The organism is Paraburkholderia yinzeri (genome assembly GCF_046581065.1).
Taxonomy (GTDB): domain Bacteria; phylum Pseudomonadota; class Gammaproteobacteria; order Burkholderiales; family Burkholderiaceae; genus Paraburkholderia.
On the sequence record NZ_JBFOCJ010000002.1, the window covers coordinates 442,144 to 460,564 of the forward strand.

The following is an 18,421-nucleotide window of genomic DNA, read 5'->3' on the forward strand; positions in this document are numbered from 1 at the left end:
GCCGGTGCGTTTCTTGCGATTGTGCCCGTTTAAGAGGGCAGCTCGAACGTCGCGGGCTGGATCGTATTAATTCTGGGGGTTCTTGCTGTTTTGGGCTTTTCTTGTGTTCGTGGTGGTCTGCCAGGGTTGCCCCTGTGCGGGGCGGCACCTACTTTCTTTGCCGCGGCAAAGAAAGTAGGCAAAGAAAGCCGCTCACACCGCTAATGTCAGCCACCATTCACCCCGCACCACAACAGCTAGTGGCTCCGGAGCGTCTGTCACCCCGCACCCTCCACATTAGTGACAAAGGGCTCATTCTTCCTGCTGCGCGCTACGCGCGCCGCAGACAGGTCTGCAAGGGAAACCGGCCTTGCTGCGGAGCATTTCGGTGTACGTACCGCTGGTTTAAGTTATGCCCTTCGGGGCGCGCAGCGCCGCCGGAAGAATGAGCCCCTTGTCACTCCGGCAAACGGCGAGTGATGACAGACGCCCCGGAACCACTACCAGGGTGGGCGAGTGGTGGACGGCGTCACACTGGCGGTGTGAGCGGCTTTCTTTGCCTACTTTCTTTGCCGCAGCAAAGAAAGTAGGTGCCGCACCGCACAGGGGCAACCCTGGCACACCACCACGAATACAAGGAAACGCCAAAACAGCAAGAACCACAAATCAACCGCTCCCCCCCCCCACAACATCATCACCCCGCGCAAACCCCCAACAAGCACCGAAGAAATTCCGCATACATCGCTAATCGTCAAACTCCCCCACCTGCAGCGCCAGTTCAAAATCAGTAATCCAAAGCGCGAAGCGATCAGTCTCGTAGATCGCCGTTTTACCGTTGCCGATCCGCGTCACGGAAATCTGCCGGATCGCCCCGTTACTCCCCCCCGGGCGGATGGCCGCCATTGTCCGTGATCCTGAACTCGCGCAGATCGAGTCCGCGGCTCGCGAGACCGGCGAGCCAGCTCACTATATATCCCCTCTGGGGATGATCAAGATTCCCGAAGCCGCCTTCCACCCTCACCACGATTGTTCTGGCTCAGGCAACGCTGTTTTCAGTCTATGGAAATAGACTTTCGATAGAACTGCCCTAAGATGATTTCCCATGTCACTGCGATCGTCGGCGCTCGGCCCGATCGACATTCTTTTCGATGAATCACGAGGTGGTGCGATGGTGCAAATTCTCGAAGGCGCGGCGGTCATTGCCGCCATCAGCTTTTATCTGATCCCGTCCATCGAGGCGGATGCGCACGGGCATAGCGATGCCTTCGCGATCACGGTGGTCAACATCCTGCTGGGCTGGACCCTGGTGGGCTGGTTCGCGGCGCGCGCCTGGGCGCGCAGCCGGCATGACGCACGGTTGCTGGCGCGCGCGGCAAAAAGGATTCGTAGCGCGGCGGGCCACGTGACAAGCCAGAAGATCGTGCAGCACGTAAGGCTGCGTGCAGCGCTCGAAAGCCACAAGAAAGGACCGCATCGCAGCGTGACGCGGCCCTGCTCGTGAATGCGGCGAACCGGCCCCGCCGGCCGGAAATGACACGCTCGCTGTCGCGCTGGCTCGTTTCGGTTGCGGGACTCTGTGCAGTGCTAACCGGCTGTGCATCGGCCACGAACGTGACCTCGACAGACAAGCCGGGCACCTACACGGTATCGGCCTCGGCGACCGGCGGACGTCTCGCGTGGGCACGCGCCCATCAGCGTGCCCTGACCGAAGCAACGGACTATTGCCAGAACCGCGGCTTGCAGACAAGTTTCGTGACCGAGCGCACGGTTGGCCGGGAAACGCTCCAGCAGCAAAACTCCGTGATCGAGTTCGAGTGCCATCCGAAGTTGTGAGGCACGGGCCGGCTGAAACGGCTACAGCGAACGCCCGATCGCCTGCTCCAGCAAATCGAGCCCGAGGTCGATCTCCTCCTCGCTGACGGTCAACGGCGGAGCGATGCGAAAAACGCCGCCCATCCCCGGCAACTGCACGATATTCATGCTGAGCCCCAGCTTCATGCACTCGCGCGTGATCCGGGCGCCCAGCCCCTCGGCCGGCTCCTTCGTGCGGCGATCCTTGACGACCTCCATGCCCAGCAGCAATCCGCGGCCGCGGACGTCGCCTATGCAGTCGAAGCGCTCCATCAGGTCCAGCAAGCCGCGCCGGAGCCGCTCGCCCATCACGCCGGCACGCGCCACCAGCCCCTCGCGCTCGACCACGTCGAGCACGCGCAGCCCCACGGCGGCGGGTAGCGGATCGGAAACATGCGTCGTATAGAAGAGATAGCCGCGCTCGTGAGCCTGCTCTTCGATCTGCGCGGACGTGACGACGGCCGCGAGCGGCAGGCCCGCACCCAGTGTCTTCGAAAGCGTGAGGATGTCGGGCGTGACGCCGTCGCGCTGGCAGGCGAACATCGTGCCCGTACGCCCGACGCCGGTCTGCGCCTCGTCCAGGATCAGCAGCATGCCGCGCTCGTCGCATTTGTGCTTGAGGGCGGCCATATAGCCTTCCGGCAGTTCGATGATGCCGCCGGAGCTCAGGATCGGCTCCGCGATGAAGGCCGCGAGACTACCGCTGGACTGCCGGTCGATGAGATCGAAGGCGTAATCCAGCTCCGCCAGCCAGTCGTACGCGCCGTGGCGCTCGAAACGCGGGCGGTACGCGAACGGCGCGGGTATCGCGAACGAACCGACCGCGGCAGGGCCGACGCCCTTGCGTCCAGCGCTGTAGGTTGCCGAGGCCGCGGCGCCCGTCATGCCGTGCCACGACTGCGCAAAACCGACGATCTCGTAGCGGCCCGTGACGAGTTTCGCCATACGAATGGCGGCCTCGTTCGACTCGGCGCCGGTGCTGAGCAGCAACGCCCGGTCGAGTCCGTCCGGTGTGATCCCGGCCAGCCGCGTGGCAAGCTCGACCACCGGACGGGACAGCATGCCGCTGAACAAATGATCGAGCTTGCCGACGTACTCCTGAACGACCGAGACGATTTCCGGGTGGCTATGTCCCAGCACGGCGCTCATCTGGCCCGAAGTGAAATCGAGGATCGGGCGATCGTCCGCGTCGTAGACGAAACTGCCTTGCGCCCGCTCGACGATCATCGGTTCGAACGCGCCGCCATAGCGGATGAGGTGCTGCCTGGCGTTGCGCCAGAAGGTTGCATCGTCGTTGCGGGACACCGTGCTTCTCCTCGTGCGTAGCGGCAATAAGCAATGACTTGCAGTCTAGTCGGCGCTCTGCTTTTATAGAATCGAATAGTTCTTATGGAAGCCAGAAACAAGGCTAATACCTGGGGCGGATACCTTGAGTCGCACACTCGAAATCGATTTGCTGCGTTCGTTTGCCGTCATCGCCGAAGTCCGCGCGCTTAGCCGCGCCGCGAGCCGCGTCGGCCGGACCCAGTCCGCGCTGAGCCAGCAGATGAAACGCCTGGAAGAAATCGTCGATCAGCCGCTGTTTCAGCGCACCGGCCGCGGCGTGGTACTCACGAATCCCGGCGAACGGCTGCTGATCCACGCCCAGCGCATGCTGCGGCTGCACGACGAAGCGATGGCCGATCTGCTCGGCAAGGGCTTGTCGGGCAGCATCCGCTTTGGCTGCCCCGATGACTATGCCGCCGTGTTTCTTCCCGCGCTGTTGCGCCAGTTCTCAAGCCAGCATCCGCATGCGCTCGTGGAAGTGGTTTGCGGACCCACGCCGCGGCTCGTCGAACACCTGGAGAAGCGCGCGGTCGATCTGGCCATGATCTCGCTGCCGGAAACCGGCCCCGGCGACGACGTCATCCGCCGCGAGCAACTGGTCTGGATCGGCTATCCGGGGCTCGACGCCGCGCACTTCGATCCGCTGCCGCTGGCGCTTTCGGACATGGACACGCTCGACCATATCGCGGCCTGCGAAGCGTTGCAGCGCGCCGGCAGGGCCTACCGCGTCGCCTATGCGAGCAGCAGCCTCGCAGGCCTCACGGCCCTCGTGCGTTCGGGACAAGCCTTCGCCATCATGACGCAAACGGCCGTGCCGCCGGATCTCGCCATTCTCAACGGCGATCCTTCGCTGCCGCCTTTGCCGGCCGTCGGCATTACGCTCAGGTTCGGGCGCAAGCGCCCCTCGCCGCTCACGGCGGCCTTTGCCGAGCATCTCCGGTTCACGCTGCCGCTGCTTTGATGATTGGTCAGTATTCCTTCATTATCACGTAGCTATGTCCGTCCCATCGACCGCTTCATGCCGTAACCGGAACACGCCAACCGCGTCGTTCAACTGGCGCCCCTGATCTTCGAGCGAGCTCGACGCCGCAGCCGCCTGCTCGACGAGCGCCGCGTTCTGCTGCGTGACGCCTTCGAGTTGCGCAATCGCGAGATTCACCTGCTCGATCCCGCGGCTTTGCTCGTCCGAAGCCGCTGCGATCTCGACGACGATGCCCGCCACGCGGTTCACCGCCTGCGTCACTTCCGCCATCGTCCGCCCGGCCTCGTTCGCCAGCACGGAGCCTTCCTGGATCTTGCCGACCGACGCACTGATCAGCGCCTTGATCTCCCTCGCCGCCGACGACGAACGTTGCACAAGATTGCGCACCTCGCCCGCCACGACGGCGAAGCCGCGTCCCTGCTCGCCCACCCGTGCCGCCTCGACCGCCGCATTAGTCCAGGTGCAGCTATATAATTTTTATCAAAGTTGCGCCAGCGCAACAGGGGCAGACCGGAGAAGCCCGTCCGACGGGTATCCGGTGTGCCGGGCCCGGGTCAGGGTTCGATCAGGAAGCGTTCCCGCTTCTTGCCCAGGATCCACGCTGGCGCCCGGCCCCGGCCCGGCCAGGTCGCCCCGCTCGCCGGATCGCGGTACTTCGGTGACGGGCGCCGGATCGGCTGGCCACGACGCGACGACGGAAACAGGTCATGCTCGGTCAGTTCATACAGTTCGATCTGTGCCTGGATTTCATCAATGGCTGCCTGCATCTCGGCGACGCGCGCCGCCTCCGCCTGCCCGTTCAGCCGCTCCAGCTGCTTCTTCAGTTCGTGGTAGGTTGCCATCGGGTCACCTTAGGAAATTGGTGGTCAAGCCCCCCATCATACGCATGCGCCACCGGCATCGACCAATCCGCCCCATCAGGAACCGGACGACAGCGCAGATCCTCGCGACCGACGTCGAACGTTCACACCCAATCGACTGTTACTTCGGCTCCATCCGTTCCTCCGCAAGTGGCTCACGAATCTCGTTGGCGTAACGACGGTACAACCACGCCGAGCACGATACGCTCAGCAGGATCTGCACCGTCGCACCGAGCTGCGTCGCAACCCCGAAAAACCATGTGGCTACCGTTCCTGTGGATTCTCCGGAAACAGCAGACACAAGGCGGGTAGCCGAGGTCGACGACGGAGTCGGGTGTCACCAGCGCGTTGCCCTGGTCGTCGGCAAGGATCCACTGCGGAATGTCGCCGGGCAGGAACCCGAAATAGTCGAGGCCCTCCAGTGCGGGCGTCACGCCCGTGAGCACGCCCGCAGCCAGTGGCAGACGGTTCAGGTCCGGCACGCCTGCGACGGGCGGCACGTCGGGAAACGGAATCAGAACCATACGCACGTAAGGGCCAGGCTTGCGACATGCCGTCACACGAACCACTTCCGTGTGCGGCGTCGACGCTTGTTTCCCGTCAAGCTTCGTTGAGACCGGCAGCTTGTGTTGCCGGTGGGCAACGCTGAACGGTGCGCTGGTCGCTATATTCGACTGCGCTCTGGCAACGGATGCAGGACCACCGCATGGATCCGCACGTTGCGGCTCCCAGATGAACGCCAGGCAAGGAAACAGACATGATGAAACTCAATCTGAAAAGAACGCTGGTCGCCCTGGGCATCATCGGCGCATTCAGCACTGCAGCACATGCGCAGAGCAGTGTGACTCTTTACGGATCGCTCGATGCGGGCCTGCTGTACGTGAACAACGCGGGTGGACACAGTGCCTGGATGCAGGACAGCAGCGCGCTGTCGAACACCTATTTCGGTCTGCGAGGCAGCGAGGATCTCGGTGGCGGCACCCGGGTGATCTTCCGCCTCCAGTCGGCCTTCGCGATAAACAATGGAACCTTTTCCAGAAACGAATCGCTGTTTAACCGCCAGGCCTATGTCGGCCTCCAGAACGCCACCTACGGAACGCTCACGCTAGGTCGCCAGTTCGACTCGGTGGTCGATTACCTGTCGCCGCTTTCACTCTCGGGAACCGGGGCGGGGGTCAATGTAGCCGGGCATCCGCTGGATAACGACAACCTGGGTACCCAGCGCTCCGTTGCCAATGCGGTCAAGTTCGAAAGCGCCAGTTACTCGGGATTCCATTTTGGCGCCCTCTACGGCTTCAGCAACGATCCCGGCCAGTTCGCCAACGGGCGGGCGTGGAGCGTCGGTGCAGGTTATTCAAACGGCCCGTTCAGCATTGCTGCCGCGTATGACCAGCTAAACAGCGATCCGCTTGATGCGAATACAGGTGGGGCAGCCGTCGACGACCCGCTTCCTGCACGTGTGCATCGCGTGTTTGGCGCAGGCGCGAACTATGCGTTCGGAACGGGCACGGTCGGCCTGCTCTGGACACACTCGCAGCTTCAGGGTTCGTACGCCTTCGCGCCGGTCCCGTTGAATGCGCACTTCGACAACGTGGAGCTGAACGGCACCTATGGCATCACACCCGCGCTGGCACTGGTCGGTGACTACACCTATACGACTGGCAAAACGTCGGGCTCGGGTACGGTATCGGGTACCCCGCGCTGGCATTCGATGACACTGGGTACGGACTATTCGCTCAGCAGGCGCACGGATATCTACCTGGCAGGCGTATACCAGCACGCATCGGGGGACGTCTATAACGACGGTCAGGGCGATGTCATAGGTAATACGACGTCAATCGCGGGCATGCTGCCTCCTTCGTCGACACCCAATCAGGTGGGTGTGACGGCGGGCCTGCGTCATCGTTTCTGACGCCCTGTCAGGCTGGCTGGTCGTCTGCCCGACGGACCTGATTGCACAGTGCAATCAGGTTCGCAACAGCGGGTGCAGCGTGACAGCCTGTAGCCGGTGCGCCCGCCGCTGTTACGTCATGGCATAGGCCCCGTTGAGCGCGAGGCCGCGCTGGTTGAGTTCGTCGCGCATGCCGCTGACGACCGCGTGGCCGTCCTGCGTATTCATGCCGTAGACGTTGACGGTGCCGATATGCGTATCGACCGAGCTGGTGTTCACCGTCGAACCGCCGCCGGACTGGCTCGCGTTTCCCGCCGCGAGCATCGGTGCCATCGAAGCACCGCCCGCGCGCGATGCCTGCAGTGCCGCGCCCATCTCGGCGACCGAGATCGAGGCCCGGTTGTTGCCTTTACCCGCGTAGTGCGAGCGGCCGGTATCGGGATCGGCCACGCTCGCCCATTCGAGCGAGGCGGCCTTGATCGCGGCGCGCAGGTCGTTGCTCTTGCCGCTCAGATAGTCGCCGATAGCCTTGCGCTTGTTTTTTACAAGGTACTCCGAAAAAATCCGGTCCTGCATGGCCTTGTCGAACTTCTCGCTGCCCGTAAGGCCCATCGCCTTCGCGACTGACGCGAGCGTGTCGCCGATGATCTGGTAGCGGCCCGCCGCATTGAAGCGGTGGGCGCGCTGCGCCGCCATGACGTCGGCGACCGTCATGTTCGAGAGGTCCTCGGTCCCTGCCGTGTAGCCATGCGCCGCGCCGCGATTCACTACGTTGTAGTCGCCCTCGCCGCGCGCGATCAGCAGGTCGAAGGCCGAATCCGCTACGCGATTGGTCACTGCGCGCGTATCGGCTGCGGATCGCGCTGCAGCAGTTGGAAGGCAATGCGGCATGAACGTACCCGTCGAAATTCGCCATGCGTCCCGCCTGCTCACGTTCGTATGGGAGGACGGCACGATCCGGCAGTTCGCTCATGCGGACCTGCGGCGCGCCTGCCCGTGCTCGGCCTGCCGGCGAGCGCGCCTCGCGGGCGCGCCGGCCGAGACGCACGCCGACGTCGAGCTCACGAACATGGCGTCGATGGGTTATGGAGTCCAACTGATTTTCAGCGACGGACACGACCGCGGGGTCTTCCCTTGGGCGTGGTTCCAGGCGTTCGAGACCACCGCGTAAGGCGAATCCTCGCGCGTGCGGACAGGTAAGCCGCGAGATGAGCCGTGATGGGCGCCATTGCGGCGCCCGGCCCGCATCAGGCGTTTTTCCAGCGCGCGTCGGTAACGGCGAGCTTTTGCGGAATGAGCTTGAGCGCGTAGAGCGTATCGGCAATCTGCTGCTGATACGCGAAACGGCCCGCGTCCACGGGCAGGATGCCGTAGCCCGTACGCCCCAGCGCGAGTTCGAGCGTGCCGGTGTCGAGCCCGGTAAGGGGCGCGAGCTGGGCGGCGACGGCCGGCACGTTCTGCGCGGCCCAGGCGTCGAGCTGCTGCAGTTCGGCCAGCACAGCGTGCACCACTTCCGCGTGCTGCGTCGCGAACGCACGGCGCGCAACGTAATACTCGATGTTGCGCACGAGCCCTTCGCCGTTGGCGAGCACGCGGGCTCCAAGCTGCCGCTCGGCAGCCGCCAGATACGGATCCCAGATCGACCAGGCGTCCACGCTGCCGTTGGCAAATGCGGCGCGAGCGTCGGCGGGAACGAGGTAGGCTGGCTGGACTTCGTCGTAGCCGACCTTGCCGCGCTCCAGCGCCTTCACGAGCAGGTAATGGCTGTTCGAGCCGCGGTTGCAGGCCACCTTCTTGCCGCGCAGTTCGGCGAGCGAGCGGATCGGCGAGTTCTTCGGCACGATCACCGCTTCGCCGCGCGGCGCGTCCGGTTCGGCGGCGATGTAGACGAAGTCCACCCCGCCCGCCTGGGCAAAGACGGGTGGCGTCTCGCCCACCACGCCGATATCGACGGCATTCGCGTTCAGCCCTTCGAGCAGTTGCGGCCCCGCCGGAAACTCGAGCCATCGCACGGAAAAGCCGAGCGGCGCAAGACGCTTTTCGAGCGTGCCGCGCGCCTTGAGAATGATGAAGTTGCCGTACTTCTGGTAGCCGATACTGACCACCTTGCCGTCCTGCGCGCGCGCCGCGCCGCTCGCGGCGAGCGCCGCACCGGCGGCGCCCAGTCCGCGCAGGGCCGCGCCCGCGCCAAGGCCTGCGGCCATCTTCAGTAAGGAGCGGCGGCTTTCGCGGTAGCGCGTCGAATATTCGTATTGCAGCGCGTCGATCAACGGCTTCGCGAGGGGATCGAGGGGCGAAGTATCGATAATGCGGTAGCTCATGGTCGTTGCATTCGGAGTGGGCTGCAAAAGCGGCTGCCTGGTTTGTTTTTTTCCGGAGTAGCCACGCTGATTTCGTCGGCGCGTCGTTTTTGCGCGGCGACGAAACGTCAAATCAGGAGCAAGAGTAGCCCCGCAACACGAGCAATTTAACCAAGTATTTCTAATATCTTTATTTATGCATTAATCGTCTCTTTATAAGGGGTTTCGCATTTCGACCGGCCAGTGCCGCTGCCGTTGCGTCGACAATGGCTCAGGGCTCGTCGGGCTGCACGGCCGCGATGGCGCGCTGACACACCACCTCGCCTTCGGCCTCGAACGCCACCGTCAAGGGCTCCTTGAGCGGCGCGCGGCAAACCGAAGACCGTAAGCAGTCCGCAAAGGTGTGCCCGCTCATCGGCGTCGCGCGGCTCGATGGCCAGCATATTCGCTCCGTGATAGCGCAACGAACTGCCGCTGGAATGGACTTTGACGAATCGTTATGACGAGCCGCGCGGCCAGCCCCGATCCGCCCCAATCAGCCCTTCTCGTCCGCGAGGTACGCGCGAATCACGTCGGCAAACGCGGTGTCGCCCGTAAAACCAAGCGCCCGCGCGCGCGACGTGTCCCATTCGCCCGGCCAGCTGCGCACCATCGCGGTCAGACGCGGATCGATCTCGTGGCGAATTCTTGCCGCCACCGCGTCGCCGGCCACCTCGCGCAGTGCCGCGATCATGTCCGCGACGCTGACCGAAAGCCCCGGCAGATTCACGGTCCGGCGCTCGCCAAGCGCAGCGCCGTCGATCTCGCCGCCCATTACGAGCGCGTCGACGACGGCGCGCGGCGAGAGCAGCCACAGACGGGTGTCGAGCGGCACGGGGCACACCGCGTCCTCGCCGTTCAGCGGCTCGCGCAGAATCCCGCTCGCGAACGACGAAGCCGCCGCGTTCGGCCGCCCCGGCCGCACGCTGATCGTCGGCAGACGCAGCGCGCGCCCATCCACGAAGCCGCGGCGCGTGTAGTCGGAGAGCAGCAGTTCGGCAATCGCCTTCTGCGCGCCGTAGGACGTCTGCGGATTCAGCGCGGTGTCGTCGAGCACGACGTCGGGCACCGTGCCGCCGTAGACCGCCACGGAACTCGTAAACACGACGCGCGGCCGATGGCCGAGCACGCGGCAGACTTCGAGCAGCGTGCGCGAGGCTTCGAGATTGATGCGCATGCCGAGTTCGAAGTCCGCTTCGGCCTGGCCGCTGACGATCGCGGCCAGATGGAAGATCGCGTGCGTTTGCGTGTCGATCGCGCGTTCGAGCACCGCGCGATCGGCAATGTCGCCGACTATCGCCGTCACGCGCGCGTCGTCGAAGCCGGCTGCTTCGACGACATCGAGCAACACCAGTTTCTCGATGGGCTCCCGCTGCCCCGAAGGACCGGTCAATGCGCCGAGGCTCAGCAGTTTCGTTGCGAGGCGCCGGCCGAGGAAGCCGGCGCCGCCAGTGATCAGGACTTTCATAGGCAACTCGTCACGGTGAGAGGTTGAGGCACACGGTTCAACGATTCGGCGCGACCGTTCACAGATACGGGCGCAGCCACCCGAGCCCCGCCGACGTCGCGGCCTTGGGCCGGTATTCGCAGCCGATCCAGCCTTCGTAGCCGAGCGAGTCGATCAGCGCGAACAGGTACGGATAGTTCAGCTCGCCGAGATCGGGCTCGTGACGCTCCGGAACGCCGGCAATCTGGATATGGCCGATGCCCGCCATGTCGCGCCTGAGCTTCGTCGCGAGATCGCCCTCCACGATCTGGCAGTGATAGCAGTCGAACTGCACACGCAGGTTCGGCACGCCTATCTCGCGGCAGATGGCCTGCGCGTCGTCCTGCCGGTTCAGGAAGTAGCCGGGCATGTCGCGCGGGTTGATCGGCTCGATCAGGATCTGGATGCCGTCGCGGCGCGCGGTATTGGCCGCGTACGCGAGATTGCGCAGGTACGTGTCGCGCTGCTGCGCGCGATCGCCACCGGCGGCGACGAACCCCGCCATCACGTGCAGTTTGTCGTTGCCGATCGTGCGCGCATAGTCGAGCGCGGTATCGATCGAGCGGCGGAACTCGTCCTCGCGCCCCGGCAGCGACGCGATCCCGCGCTCGCCGGCTGCCCAGTCGCCGGGCGGCGCGTTGAAGAGCGCCTGCACGAGCCCGTTGTCGTCGAGACGCGCGCGGATTTCGGCGGCCGCGTGCTCATACGGAAAAAGGAACTCGGCTGCGCGAAAGCCGTCACGCGCGGCGGCGGCAAAGCGGTCGAGGAACGGGTGCTCGTGGTACATCATCGAGAGATTCGCTGCGAAGCGGGGCATGGATAAGGCTCCGGTCAGTATGTGTCACCAGCGGGCGCCGAAACTGCGCCGCAGGTCGTCGAGCGCCGCTTCATCCAGCGGCTCGGGTTTCGGGTTCGTCATGAGCCACAGGCGCGCGGTCTCCTCGAGTTCCTCCAGCACCGCGGATGCCTGTTCGACGGTAGGCGCCCAGACCACCGGGCCGAGCCGTTCGAGCAGCACGCCGCGCACGCGGTCGGCAAGCGCGGCCACTTCGTCGGCGACCTGCGGATCGCCGGGACGGCGGTAGCGGATCAGCGGAATATGGCCCACCTTCATGACGTAGTACGGCGTAATGGGCGGCAGCACGTCGGTGTCGCGCCAGACGCCGGCAAGCGTCAGCGCGACGAGATGCGTCGAATGCGTATGGACGACGCCGCGTGCCCCGGCGTTGCGCGCGTAGATGCCGCGATGCAGCGCGAGCGTCTTCGAAGGCTTGCCGCCGGAGACCGTCTGCCCGGCCAGGTTCACCTTCGCGATCTGCACGGGATCGAGCCGGCCGAGGCACGCGTCGGTCGGCGTGATGAGCCAGCCGTCGTCGAGCTTCGCGCTGATGTTGCCGGCAGTGCCGACGGCGTGGCCGCGTGCGTAGAGGCTGGCGCCCACGGTGCAGATCGTTTCGCGCAGGATGGCTTCGGTGCTCATGCGCGCTTCTCCAGCCGTTGCAGCGCTTTTTCGAAAAAGTCGGCCGCGCCGAAGTTGCCCGACTTGAGCGCGAGGCCAATCGCGCCGTCGAGCGTCGCCGTGGCCGGCACACCCGGATCGATTTGCGCGCCGATCTGCAGGGCTTTCACGTCGAGCGCCTGGACCACCGCGCCCGACGTCTCGCCGCCCGCGACGACGAACTTGCGCACGCCGAGCGCGAGCAGCCCGCGCGCGATTTCGGCGAGCGTGGCTTCGACGAGCGCACCGGCCGCTTGCGCGCCGAGCTGTTGCTGAACGGCCTTCACTTCAGCGGGCGAGGCGGTCGCGTAGATCAGCACCGGCTCGGGCAAATGCTCGCGTGCGAACGCGAGCGCGGCCTGAACCACCAGCTCGCCGCGCGCCGCCGCGAGCGGATCGATGCGGAACGCGGAACGCGCCGCGCGCCAGGCCGCTACCTGGGCATTCGTCGCCTTCGAGGCGCTGCCGGCCAGCACGGCCGAGTAGCCGGTAATGTCCGGAAGCCGCGCCGCGTCGCTGCGTTCAGGCAGCAGTCCGGCGCGGCGGAAGTTTGCGGGCAAGCCGAGCGCGATGCCGGATCCCCCCGTGATCAGCGCGTGATCGGCACAGGCCTCACCCAGCACATGCAGATCCGCATCCGCCAGCACATCGGCAATCGCGAAGCGCACCCCCTCGGCGCGCAACTGCGCGAAGACCTCGCGCACCGCCACAGCGCCGCGCGCGACCGCGTCGTAGCGAACGAGGCCGACCTTCGACGCCGTTTGCCGCTGCAGCACGCGCACGAGGTTCGCGTCCTTCATCGGCGTGAGCGGATGGTTCTCCATGCCCGACTCGCCGAGCAACACGTCGCCGACGAACAGATGGCCGCGATAGACGGTGCGGCCGTTTTCCGGAAACGCGGGGCACGCAATCGACAAGGCGGCGGGTTCGCCGAGCGCGTCGGCGAGCGCATCGGCAACCGGACCGATATTACCGGCATCGGTCGAGTCGAATGTTGAGCAGTACTTGAAGAAAATCTGGCGGCAACCCTGCTCGTGCAGCCAGGCAAGCGCGGCGAGAGACTGCGCGACCGCTTCGCCTACGGGAATCGTGCGCGACTTCAGCGCGACGACGATCGCGTCGGCATCGATCCGTGTACCGGGCGCGGGCACGCCGATGGTCTGCACGGTGCGCATCCCGCTCTTCACGAACATGTTGGCGAGATCGGTCGCGCCGGTGAAATCGTCGGCGATGCAGCCGAGCAGCGGACGGGCGGCGGCGACGCTGTGGTGGGAAGCGGAATTCATGACGGCGTTCGTGCGCTCAACGGGTAGTGGGCAGCGTGATGCCCGGGAAGATCTTGATAACGGCCGAATCGTCCTCGCCGCCGTGGCCCGAGGTCGACGCGTTCATGAACATCTGGTGCGCGGTGGCCGAAAGCGGTAGCGGGAATTTGCTGAGGCGCGCCGTATCGAGCACGAGGCCCAGGTCCTTCACGAAGATGTCGACGGCCGAAAGCGGCGTGTAATCGCCGTCAAGAATATGCGGCACGCGATTCTCGAACATCCACGAATTGCCGGCGCTATGCGTGATCACGTCGTACAGCGCATCGGGATCGACGCCTTCGCGCAAGCCCAGCGCCATGGCTTCGGCGGCGGCGGCGATATGCACGCCCGCGAGCAACTGGTTGATGATCTTGACCTTCGATCCCGCGCCATACGCTTCGCCGAGCCGGTAGACCTTGCCCGCCATCGCCCCGAGCACGTCCTCGCAGGCCGCGTAGGCCGCGGCGGGTCCCGAGGTCATCATCGTCATCTCGCCCGATGCGGCGCGCGCGGCGCCACCGGAAATAGGCGCGTCCAGCATCAAGAGGCCAGCCGCCTCCACGCGCGCGCCGAGCTTCGCGGCAAACTCCGGCGCGACCGTCGCGCTCGAAATCAGCACCGCGCCAGGCCGCATGGCGGCAACGGCGCCGTGCTCGCCGAACAGCACGCTCTCCGTCTGCGCCGCATTGACGACGAGCGTGACGACCACCTCGCATTGCGCGCCGAGTTCGGCAGGCGTCGCGCAACGCACGCCGCCCTCTGCCGCGAAGACATCGAGCACGCTCTCGCGCACGTCGCAGGCATGCACGCGAAAACCGGCGCGCAGCAGCGAACGCGCGACACCCAGCCCCATGGCGCCTAGACCGATGACTCCAATCTGTCGTGACATGATAATCCTTCGAAGTGCGTAAGAAATTCGGACGGTCGGCAAAGGCCCGCGAGCGCGAGGCGCCGCCGGGCTCCCTCCGAACCGGCGTCCGCCAAAGCGGCGCGGTTATCCGGTCATCATACAAATTAACGCCCACGTTCGCCGCCGAAGGGAAAACCCGCAGCCGGAGAAGCCGCAACGCCCACCCCCTCCGGGTTTACTTCAATTCCACTATCTGAAATTAATTTTACTATTCGTAAATCCATTCACTGGATATGCATCGATACATCGGCCCGGTGACGCCGGGCGGAAAGTAACGGGCCGCACGAGCCCGGCCGCACCCACAAAGAGGAACAAGAGGAGACACAGCATGACCGACAACGACCGCACCGCCGGGCTGTTGCTTGCCCGGCTCGACCGGATTCCGAACTGGACGATGCCGCGCCTTTTCGCGCTGATCATCGGCATCGGTTTCCTGTTTACCTTCTACGACATCTTCGACATCAACGTCTCGTTCATCCAGACCTGCATGGCGCTCGTGCCCGGCTGCACGCCGGAGAGCGCGGGCGGCTACATCGGCCTGCCCGTCCTGCTCAATCTCGCGGGCTACGTGGTCGGCACGCTGCTGCTGAGCCCGCTGGCCGACCGCATGGGCCGGCGCGATTTGCTGCTCGTGACGATGATCCTCACCGGCATCGGCTCGGCCATCACCGCCGTGGCGCACTCGTACGGCACCTTCGTCGCGGCGCGCGCGTTCACGGGCATCGGCATCGGTGCCGACCTCGCCATCGTCAACACCTATATCGGCGAGTTGGCGCCGAGCGGCGGGCGCGCCCGCTATACATCGATGATCTTCATCTTTTCGGCGATCGGCGCGGTGCTCGGCATCTGGCTCGGCCTGTGGCTCACCACCCCCTCCACGCCGCTGCCGCTCGGCCTGCCGTTCGCGCTCGCCAGCAAGGATTTCGAATACGGCTGGCGCGTGATGTACCTGATCGGCGGCGCGCTCGCGCTCGTCGGCGTGCTGCTGCGCTTCCAGTTGCCCGAGTCGCCGCGCTGGCTCGTTTCGCGCGGCCGCTTGCAGGAGGCCGAACAGGTGGTCGCCGAAATGGAAGCGCGCGCGCACGCGATCAATCCGCTGCCGCCCGTGCCCGAGCAGATTCCGCCCTTGCCGCCGAAGGACGAAGCGATGCCGTTCGGCGCCATCTTCCGCAACGCGGTCTATCGCAACCGCACGCTTCTGCTGACGGCGATGTGGTTTCTCGCCTATATCACGGTCTATTCGTTCGCGGCCGGCTTTACCACGCTGCTCACGGCCCTGCACTTCCCGCCGCCCGAGGCCGGCCTCATTACGGCCATGGGGACGTTCGGCTTCGTGCTGTGCGCCATCGTTGCCTATGCGTTCGGCGAGCGCATGGAGCGCAAGCGCTGGACGCCGCTTGCCGCCCTCATCACGCTGGTGGGCGGCGTCATGATCGCGCTTGGCGGCGAGAACTTCTGGCTGGCGATTCTCGGCTCGATCGTCGTCTTCTTCGGCTTCAACGTGTGGGTGCCCATCGCCTACACGTGGTCGATCGAAAACTACCCCACCCGCGCGCGCACGACCGGTTTCGCGATCGTCGACGGACTGGGCCACCTGGGCGGCGGGATCGGCATGTTTGCGATTGCCCCGCTCATTCCGGTGATCGGCGTGTTCTGGTCGCTGATGCTGATCTGCGGGTTTCTGGTTGCGGCGGCGCTGATCGCGCAGTTTGGCATTTCCACGCGCTCGCGGTTGCTGGATGAGATTTCGCCCTGAGCGGTTTGGGTTCCTGGTGGTTGCCTTTTTTCTTTCGATATGCCATGCCGGTTGGGGGGTTCTTGTTTTCGTGGTGGTATGCCAGGGTTGCCCCTGTGCGGGGCGGCACCTACTTTCTTTGCCGCGGCAAAGAAAGTAGGCAAAGAAAGCCGCTCACCCCGCCAGTGTGACGCCGTCCGCCACTCGCCCACCCTGGTAGTGGTTCCGGGGCGTCTGCCATCACTGACCGTTAGCCGGAGTGACAAGGCGCTCATCCTTCCGGCGGCGCTGCGCGCGCCGAAGGGCATAACTTAAACCAGCGGTACGTACACCGAAATGCTCCGCAGCAAGGCCGGTTTCCCTTGCAGACCTGTCTGCGGCGCGCGTAGCGCGCAGCAGGAAGAATGAGCCCTTTGTCACTAATGTGGAGGGTGCGGGGTGACAGACGCTCCGGAGCCACTGGCTATTGTGGTGCGGGGTGAATGGTGGCTGGCATTAGCGGGGTGAGCGGCTTTCTTTGCCTACTTTCTTTGCCGCGGCAAAGAAAGTAGGTGCCGCCCCGCACAGGGGCAACCCTGGCACACCACCACGAACACAAGGAAATGCCAAAACAGCAAGAACTACGAATCAAACACCCCACGACAACACCAACATCACCTCACCAAGATCTCAAATACGCTCTCAGGCCAGCGCCGACTACCGCTGCGCGCACACCTTCATCAAGTTCGCAACAAAATATATGGCGACCGTGCCAAAGCCGGCGCGCGGCGGCAAGCACAAGAAAACGCCGGCAAGCTAACTCCCCCAGCTTGAGGAGTGTTCAGCTTGCCGGCGCATTTCGCCAAGGATTCCTTATATTATCCAGACCGAACGTCGCAGGATCAATCGGACTGCAGCACGCCGGCATCCGTACGCCGCGCCAGCGCGCGCGGAGCGGTTTCGATCAGGAACATCGAAACGAAAACACCGCATACAAGGCCGCCCAACGCGAACTGCAGCGTGAACTGGATCCCGGCGTGCTGCGCGATATACCCGGCGATGGCGGGCGCCACGCCCCCGCCGAAAATCTCGCCGGCGCCCGAGGTGATGCCGATGGCCGAGGCGACGAGGCCCACCGGCGCCGCTTCGGTTGCGATCGGCCCCGTGAGGACGCCCAGCATGCCGAGCGAAAAGAACGACACGATAAAGAGGATGACGAAGAGCTCCCAGGGATTCGCGCCAATGCGGGCGAAGACATAGAGCGAAATCGCCGCGCCCGCGAACGCGATGACCGAGGTCGGCCGCCGCCCCGCGAAATCCGAGAGACTGGCGAGGCCGAATTCGCCCAGAAAGCCGCCGAAGCCGATGGCCGAGACGACAAAGCCCATGTGCGAGGTGTCGAGGTGCAGGTAGTCGACCAGATAGTTCGGCACCATCGCGCCAATCACGAAGATGCCGGCCATCGCACAGAGCGTCGCCAGCATGGCCAGCACGACGTTGCGGCTGCCGAAGAGCGCGCTCCAGCGCGGCCGGTCCGCATCGCGCACGGTTAGCCCGCCCGCCGGTTCGCTGCGCGGCGCATCGCGCAACAGCACGGCGATCAGCACCGCCACGATCAGCCCCGGGATCGCCGAGACCGCGAACACCCAGTGCCACGACGGCACGACGCGCAGCAGTTGCGTGGCGATGATCGGCGCAAGGCCGAGCCCCATCAGGGCGAACATGCTGAGCTGCAACCCCTGGTTGAGGCCGCGCCGCGACGGATGCGAGGCTTCGCCCACGGCCGCGACGCTGGCCGGCAGAAACGCGCCTTCGGCCACGCCCATCAGCCCGCGAATCAGCAGCAGGCTCAGAAAGCCGCCGGCGAGCCCCGAGAAGCTGGAGAGCAGCGAGAACATCACCATCGCGGCGATCATGATCTTGCGCCGCCCGATGCTATCGGACAAACGGCCCATGGTGATCGAAAACAGACCCCAGGCAATGCTGAGAATGCCGATCAGCGACCCGAGCTGCTGATAGTCCAGGCCGAGGTCCTTCATCATGTGCGGAAAGAGCGGCGCGATCATCCAGCGGTCGAGCCCGACCAGGCCGAAGCCGATGGCCAGCAGGATCAGCGTTGTGCGTTCGTTGCGCAGATCGTGCGCGGCGGAAGGTGTCGTCACCTGGGTCTCCTCGTTGCTATTGGGTTCGATCCATCAAGTTCATTATTCGAACACTTCTTCGATAATCGAACTCGGAGACGTGATCCTAGGAATCTCTACCCGGGATGTCAATCAAGGCT

At 64.9% G+C, this 18,421-nt stretch carries 19 protein-coding genes and 1 pseudogene; 6 read left to right on the plus strand and 14 right to left on the minus strand.

The genetic code is table 11. From position 1 onward, the window contains the following. Positions 1 to 723: 723 nt before the first annotated feature. On the minus strand, positions 724 to 882 hold the full coding sequence (locus tag WJ542_RS19160) for a hypothetical protein (protein WP_411191010.1): 159 nt from the start codon (positions 880 to 882) through the stop codon (positions 724 to 726). A gap of 199 nt (positions 883 to 1,081) precedes the next feature. Here WJ542_RS19160 and WJ542_RS19165 point away from each other — a divergent pair, with 199 nt between their 5' ends. Further along, the gene (locus tag WJ542_RS19165) at positions 1,082 to 1,480 is read left to right on the plus strand and encodes a superinfection immunity protein (protein ID WP_411191011.1); all 399 of its coding nucleotides are present in this window, start codon (positions 1,082 to 1,084) and stop codon (positions 1,478 to 1,480) included. A gap of 29 nt (positions 1,481 to 1,509) precedes the next feature. Next, positions 1,510 to 1,812 carry a hypothetical protein gene (locus tag WJ542_RS19170; protein WP_411191013.1) on the plus strand — a complete coding sequence of 101 codons (303 nt, stop codon included), beginning with the start codon at positions 1,510 to 1,512 and terminating at the stop codon, positions 1,810 to 1,812. Between the two features lie 21 nt (positions 1,813 to 1,833). Here WJ542_RS19170 and WJ542_RS19175 read toward each other — a convergent pair whose 3' ends face one another. Beyond that, positions 1,834 to 3,135, minus strand: a complete 1,302-nt coding sequence (locus WJ542_RS19175; protein WP_411191015.1) for an aspartate aminotransferase family protein — start codon at positions 3,133 to 3,135, stop codon at positions 1,834 to 1,836. A gap of 124 nt (positions 3,136 to 3,259) precedes the next feature. Between WJ542_RS19175 and WJ542_RS19180 the strand changes: the two genes are divergently transcribed. Then, entirely contained in the window at positions 3,260 to 4,117 is an 858-nt protein-coding gene (locus WJ542_RS19180; protein ID WP_411191017.1) for a LysR family transcriptional regulator, read from the plus strand. A 24-nt stretch (positions 4,118 to 4,141) separates the two neighbouring features. Here the strand turns inward: WJ542_RS19180 and WJ542_RS19185 are convergent. From WJ542_RS19185 to WJ542_RS19195, 3 genes and pseudogenes are all read right to left on the minus strand, one after another. Beyond that, positions 4,142 to 4,591 (minus strand): annotated as a pseudogene (locus WJ542_RS19185) (methyl-accepting chemotaxis protein); the annotation flags it as partial. A gap of 101 nt (positions 4,592 to 4,692) precedes the next feature. Beyond that, on the minus strand, positions 4,693 to 4,980 hold the full coding sequence (locus tag WJ542_RS19190) for an H-NS histone family protein (RefSeq protein ID WP_411191018.1): 288 nt from the start codon (positions 4,978 to 4,980) through the stop codon (positions 4,693 to 4,695). 173 nt (positions 4,981 to 5,153) lie between these two features. Then, a complete protein-coding gene (locus WJ542_RS19195) occupies positions 5,154 to 5,528 on the minus strand; it encodes a hypothetical protein (protein WP_411191020.1) in 375 nt (124 codons plus the stop codon). A gap of 242 nt (positions 5,529 to 5,770) precedes the next feature. Here WJ542_RS19195 and WJ542_RS19200 point away from each other — a divergent pair, with 242 nt between their 5' ends. Then, complete coding sequence (locus WJ542_RS19200; RefSeq protein ID WP_411192494.1) at positions 5,771 to 6,910, plus strand: porin; 1,140 nt, start codon at positions 5,771 to 5,773, stop codon at positions 6,908 to 6,910. A 111-nt stretch (positions 6,911 to 7,021) separates the two neighbouring features. Here the strand turns inward: WJ542_RS19200 and WJ542_RS19205 are convergent, their stop codons facing one another. Next, entirely contained in the window at positions 7,022 to 7,726 is a 705-nt protein-coding gene (locus tag WJ542_RS19205) for a lysozyme family protein (RefSeq protein ID WP_411191021.1), read from the minus strand. A 52-nt stretch (positions 7,727 to 7,778) separates the two neighbouring features. Here WJ542_RS19205 and WJ542_RS19210 point away from each other — a divergent pair, with 52 nt between their 5' ends. Then, positions 7,779 to 8,060, plus strand: coding sequence for a DUF971 domain-containing protein (locus tag WJ542_RS19210; RefSeq protein ID WP_411191022.1), 282 nt, complete (start codon positions 7,779 to 7,781; stop codon positions 8,058 to 8,060). A gap of 76 nt (positions 8,061 to 8,136) precedes the next feature. On the opposite strand, the gene WJ542_RS19215 is transcribed toward WJ542_RS19210, so the two are convergent. From WJ542_RS19215 to ltnD, 7 genes are all read right to left on the minus strand, one after another. Further along, positions 8,137 to 9,093, minus strand: coding sequence for a sulfonate ABC transporter substrate-binding protein (locus WJ542_RS19215; protein ID WP_411192495.1), 957 nt, complete (start codon positions 9,091 to 9,093; stop codon positions 8,137 to 8,139). A 367-nt stretch (positions 9,094 to 9,460) separates the two neighbouring features. Further along, a complete protein-coding gene (locus WJ542_RS19220) occupies positions 9,461 to 9,604 on the minus strand; it encodes a hypothetical protein (RefSeq protein WP_411191023.1) in 144 nt (47 codons plus the stop codon). Positions 9,605 to 9,724: 120 nt separating this feature from the next. Beyond that, positions 9,725 to 10,696, minus strand: coding sequence for a D-erythronate dehydrogenase (denD, locus tag WJ542_RS19225; protein ID WP_411191024.1), 972 nt, complete (start codon positions 10,694 to 10,696; stop codon positions 9,725 to 9,727). A gap of 58 nt (positions 10,697 to 10,754) precedes the next feature. After that, positions 10,755 to 11,531, minus strand: coding sequence for a 2-oxo-tetronate isomerase (gene otnI, locus WJ542_RS19230; RefSeq protein ID WP_411191025.1), 777 nt, complete (start codon positions 11,529 to 11,531; stop codon positions 10,755 to 10,757). Positions 11,532 to 11,555: 24 nt separating this feature from the next. After that, positions 11,556 to 12,194 (minus strand): 3-oxo-tetronate 4-phosphate decarboxylase, encoded by a 639-nt coding sequence (otnC, locus tag WJ542_RS19235; protein WP_411191026.1) that lies wholly within the window; start codon positions 12,192 to 12,194, stop codon positions 11,556 to 11,558. Continuing rightward, the gene (gene otnK, locus WJ542_RS19240) at positions 12,191 to 13,498 is read right to left on the minus strand and encodes a 3-oxo-tetronate kinase (protein ID WP_411191027.1); all 1,308 of its coding nucleotides are present in this window, start codon (positions 13,496 to 13,498) and stop codon (positions 12,191 to 12,193) included. The genes otnC and otnK overlap by 4 nt, the downstream gene beginning before the upstream one ends. Before the next feature lie 16 nt (positions 13,499 to 13,514). Next, positions 13,515 to 14,405 carry an L-threonate dehydrogenase gene (gene ltnD, locus WJ542_RS19245; protein WP_411191028.1) on the minus strand — a complete coding sequence of 297 codons (891 nt, stop codon included), beginning with the start codon at positions 14,403 to 14,405 and terminating at the stop codon, positions 13,515 to 13,517. A gap of 349 nt (positions 14,406 to 14,754) precedes the next feature. Here ltnD and WJ542_RS19250 point away from each other — a divergent pair, with 349 nt between their 5' ends. Further along, positions 14,755 to 16,182 carry an MFS transporter gene (locus WJ542_RS19250; RefSeq protein ID WP_411191029.1) on the plus strand — a complete coding sequence of 476 codons (1,428 nt, stop codon included), beginning with the start codon at positions 14,755 to 14,757 and terminating at the stop codon, positions 16,180 to 16,182. Positions 16,183 to 17,042: 860 nt separating this feature from the next. Here WJ542_RS19250 and WJ542_RS19255 read toward each other — a convergent pair. Beyond that, a complete protein-coding gene (locus WJ542_RS19255) occupies positions 17,043 to 18,302 on the minus strand; it encodes an MFS transporter (protein WP_411191030.1) in 1,260 nt (419 codons plus the stop codon). Between the last annotated feature and the right edge of the window lie 119 nt (positions 18,303 to 18,421).

Excerpts from the sequence above, each read along its gene's own strand:
- WJ542_RS19170 (WP_411191013.1), top strand. The coding sequence starts at position 1,510 with ATGACACGCTCGCTGTCGCGCTGGCTCGTTTCGGTTGCGGGACTCTGT.
- denD (WP_411191024.1), bottom strand. The coding sequence starts at position 10,696 with ATGAAAGTCCTGATCACTGGCGGCGCCGGCTTCCTCGGCCGGCGCCTC.
- otnC (WP_411191026.1), bottom strand. The coding sequence starts at position 12,194 with ATGAGCACCGAAGCCATCCTGCGCGAAACGATCTGCACCGTGGGCGCC.
- WJ542_RS19210 (WP_411191022.1), top strand. The coding sequence starts at position 7,779 with ATGAACGTACCCGTCGAAATTCGCCATGCGTCCCGCCTGCTCACGTTC.
- WJ542_RS19250 (WP_411191029.1), top strand. The coding sequence starts at position 14,755 with ATGACCGACAACGACCGCACCGCCGGGCTGTTGCTTGCCCGGCTCGAC.
- WJ542_RS19160 (WP_411191010.1), bottom strand. The coding sequence starts at position 882 with ATGGCGGCCATCCGCCCGGGGGGGAGTAACGGGGCGATCCGGCAGATT.
- WJ542_RS19165 (WP_411191011.1), top strand. The coding sequence starts at position 1,082 with ATGTCACTGCGATCGTCGGCGCTCGGCCCGATCGACATTCTTTTCGAT.
- WJ542_RS19220 (WP_411191023.1), bottom strand. The coding sequence starts at position 9,604 with ATGAGCGGGCACACCTTTGCGGACTGCTTACGGTCTTCGGTTTGCCGC.
- ltnD (WP_411191028.1), bottom strand. The coding sequence starts at position 14,405 with ATGTCACGACAGATTGGAGTCATCGGTCTAGGCGCCATGGGGCTGGGT.
- otnI (WP_411191025.1), bottom strand. The coding sequence starts at position 11,531 with ATGCCCCGCTTCGCAGCGAATCTCTCGATGATGTACCACGAGCACCCG.
- WJ542_RS19190 (WP_411191018.1), bottom strand. The coding sequence starts at position 4,980 with ATGGCAACCTACCACGAACTGAAGAAGCAGCTGGAGCGGCTGAACGGG.
- otnK (WP_411191027.1), bottom strand. The coding sequence starts at position 13,498 with ATGAATTCCGCTTCCCACCACAGCGTCGCCGCCGCCCGTCCGCTGCTC.
- WJ542_RS19215 (WP_411192495.1), bottom strand. The coding sequence starts at position 9,093 with ATGGCCGCAGGCCTTGGCGCGGGCGCGGCCCTGCGCGGACTGGGCGCC.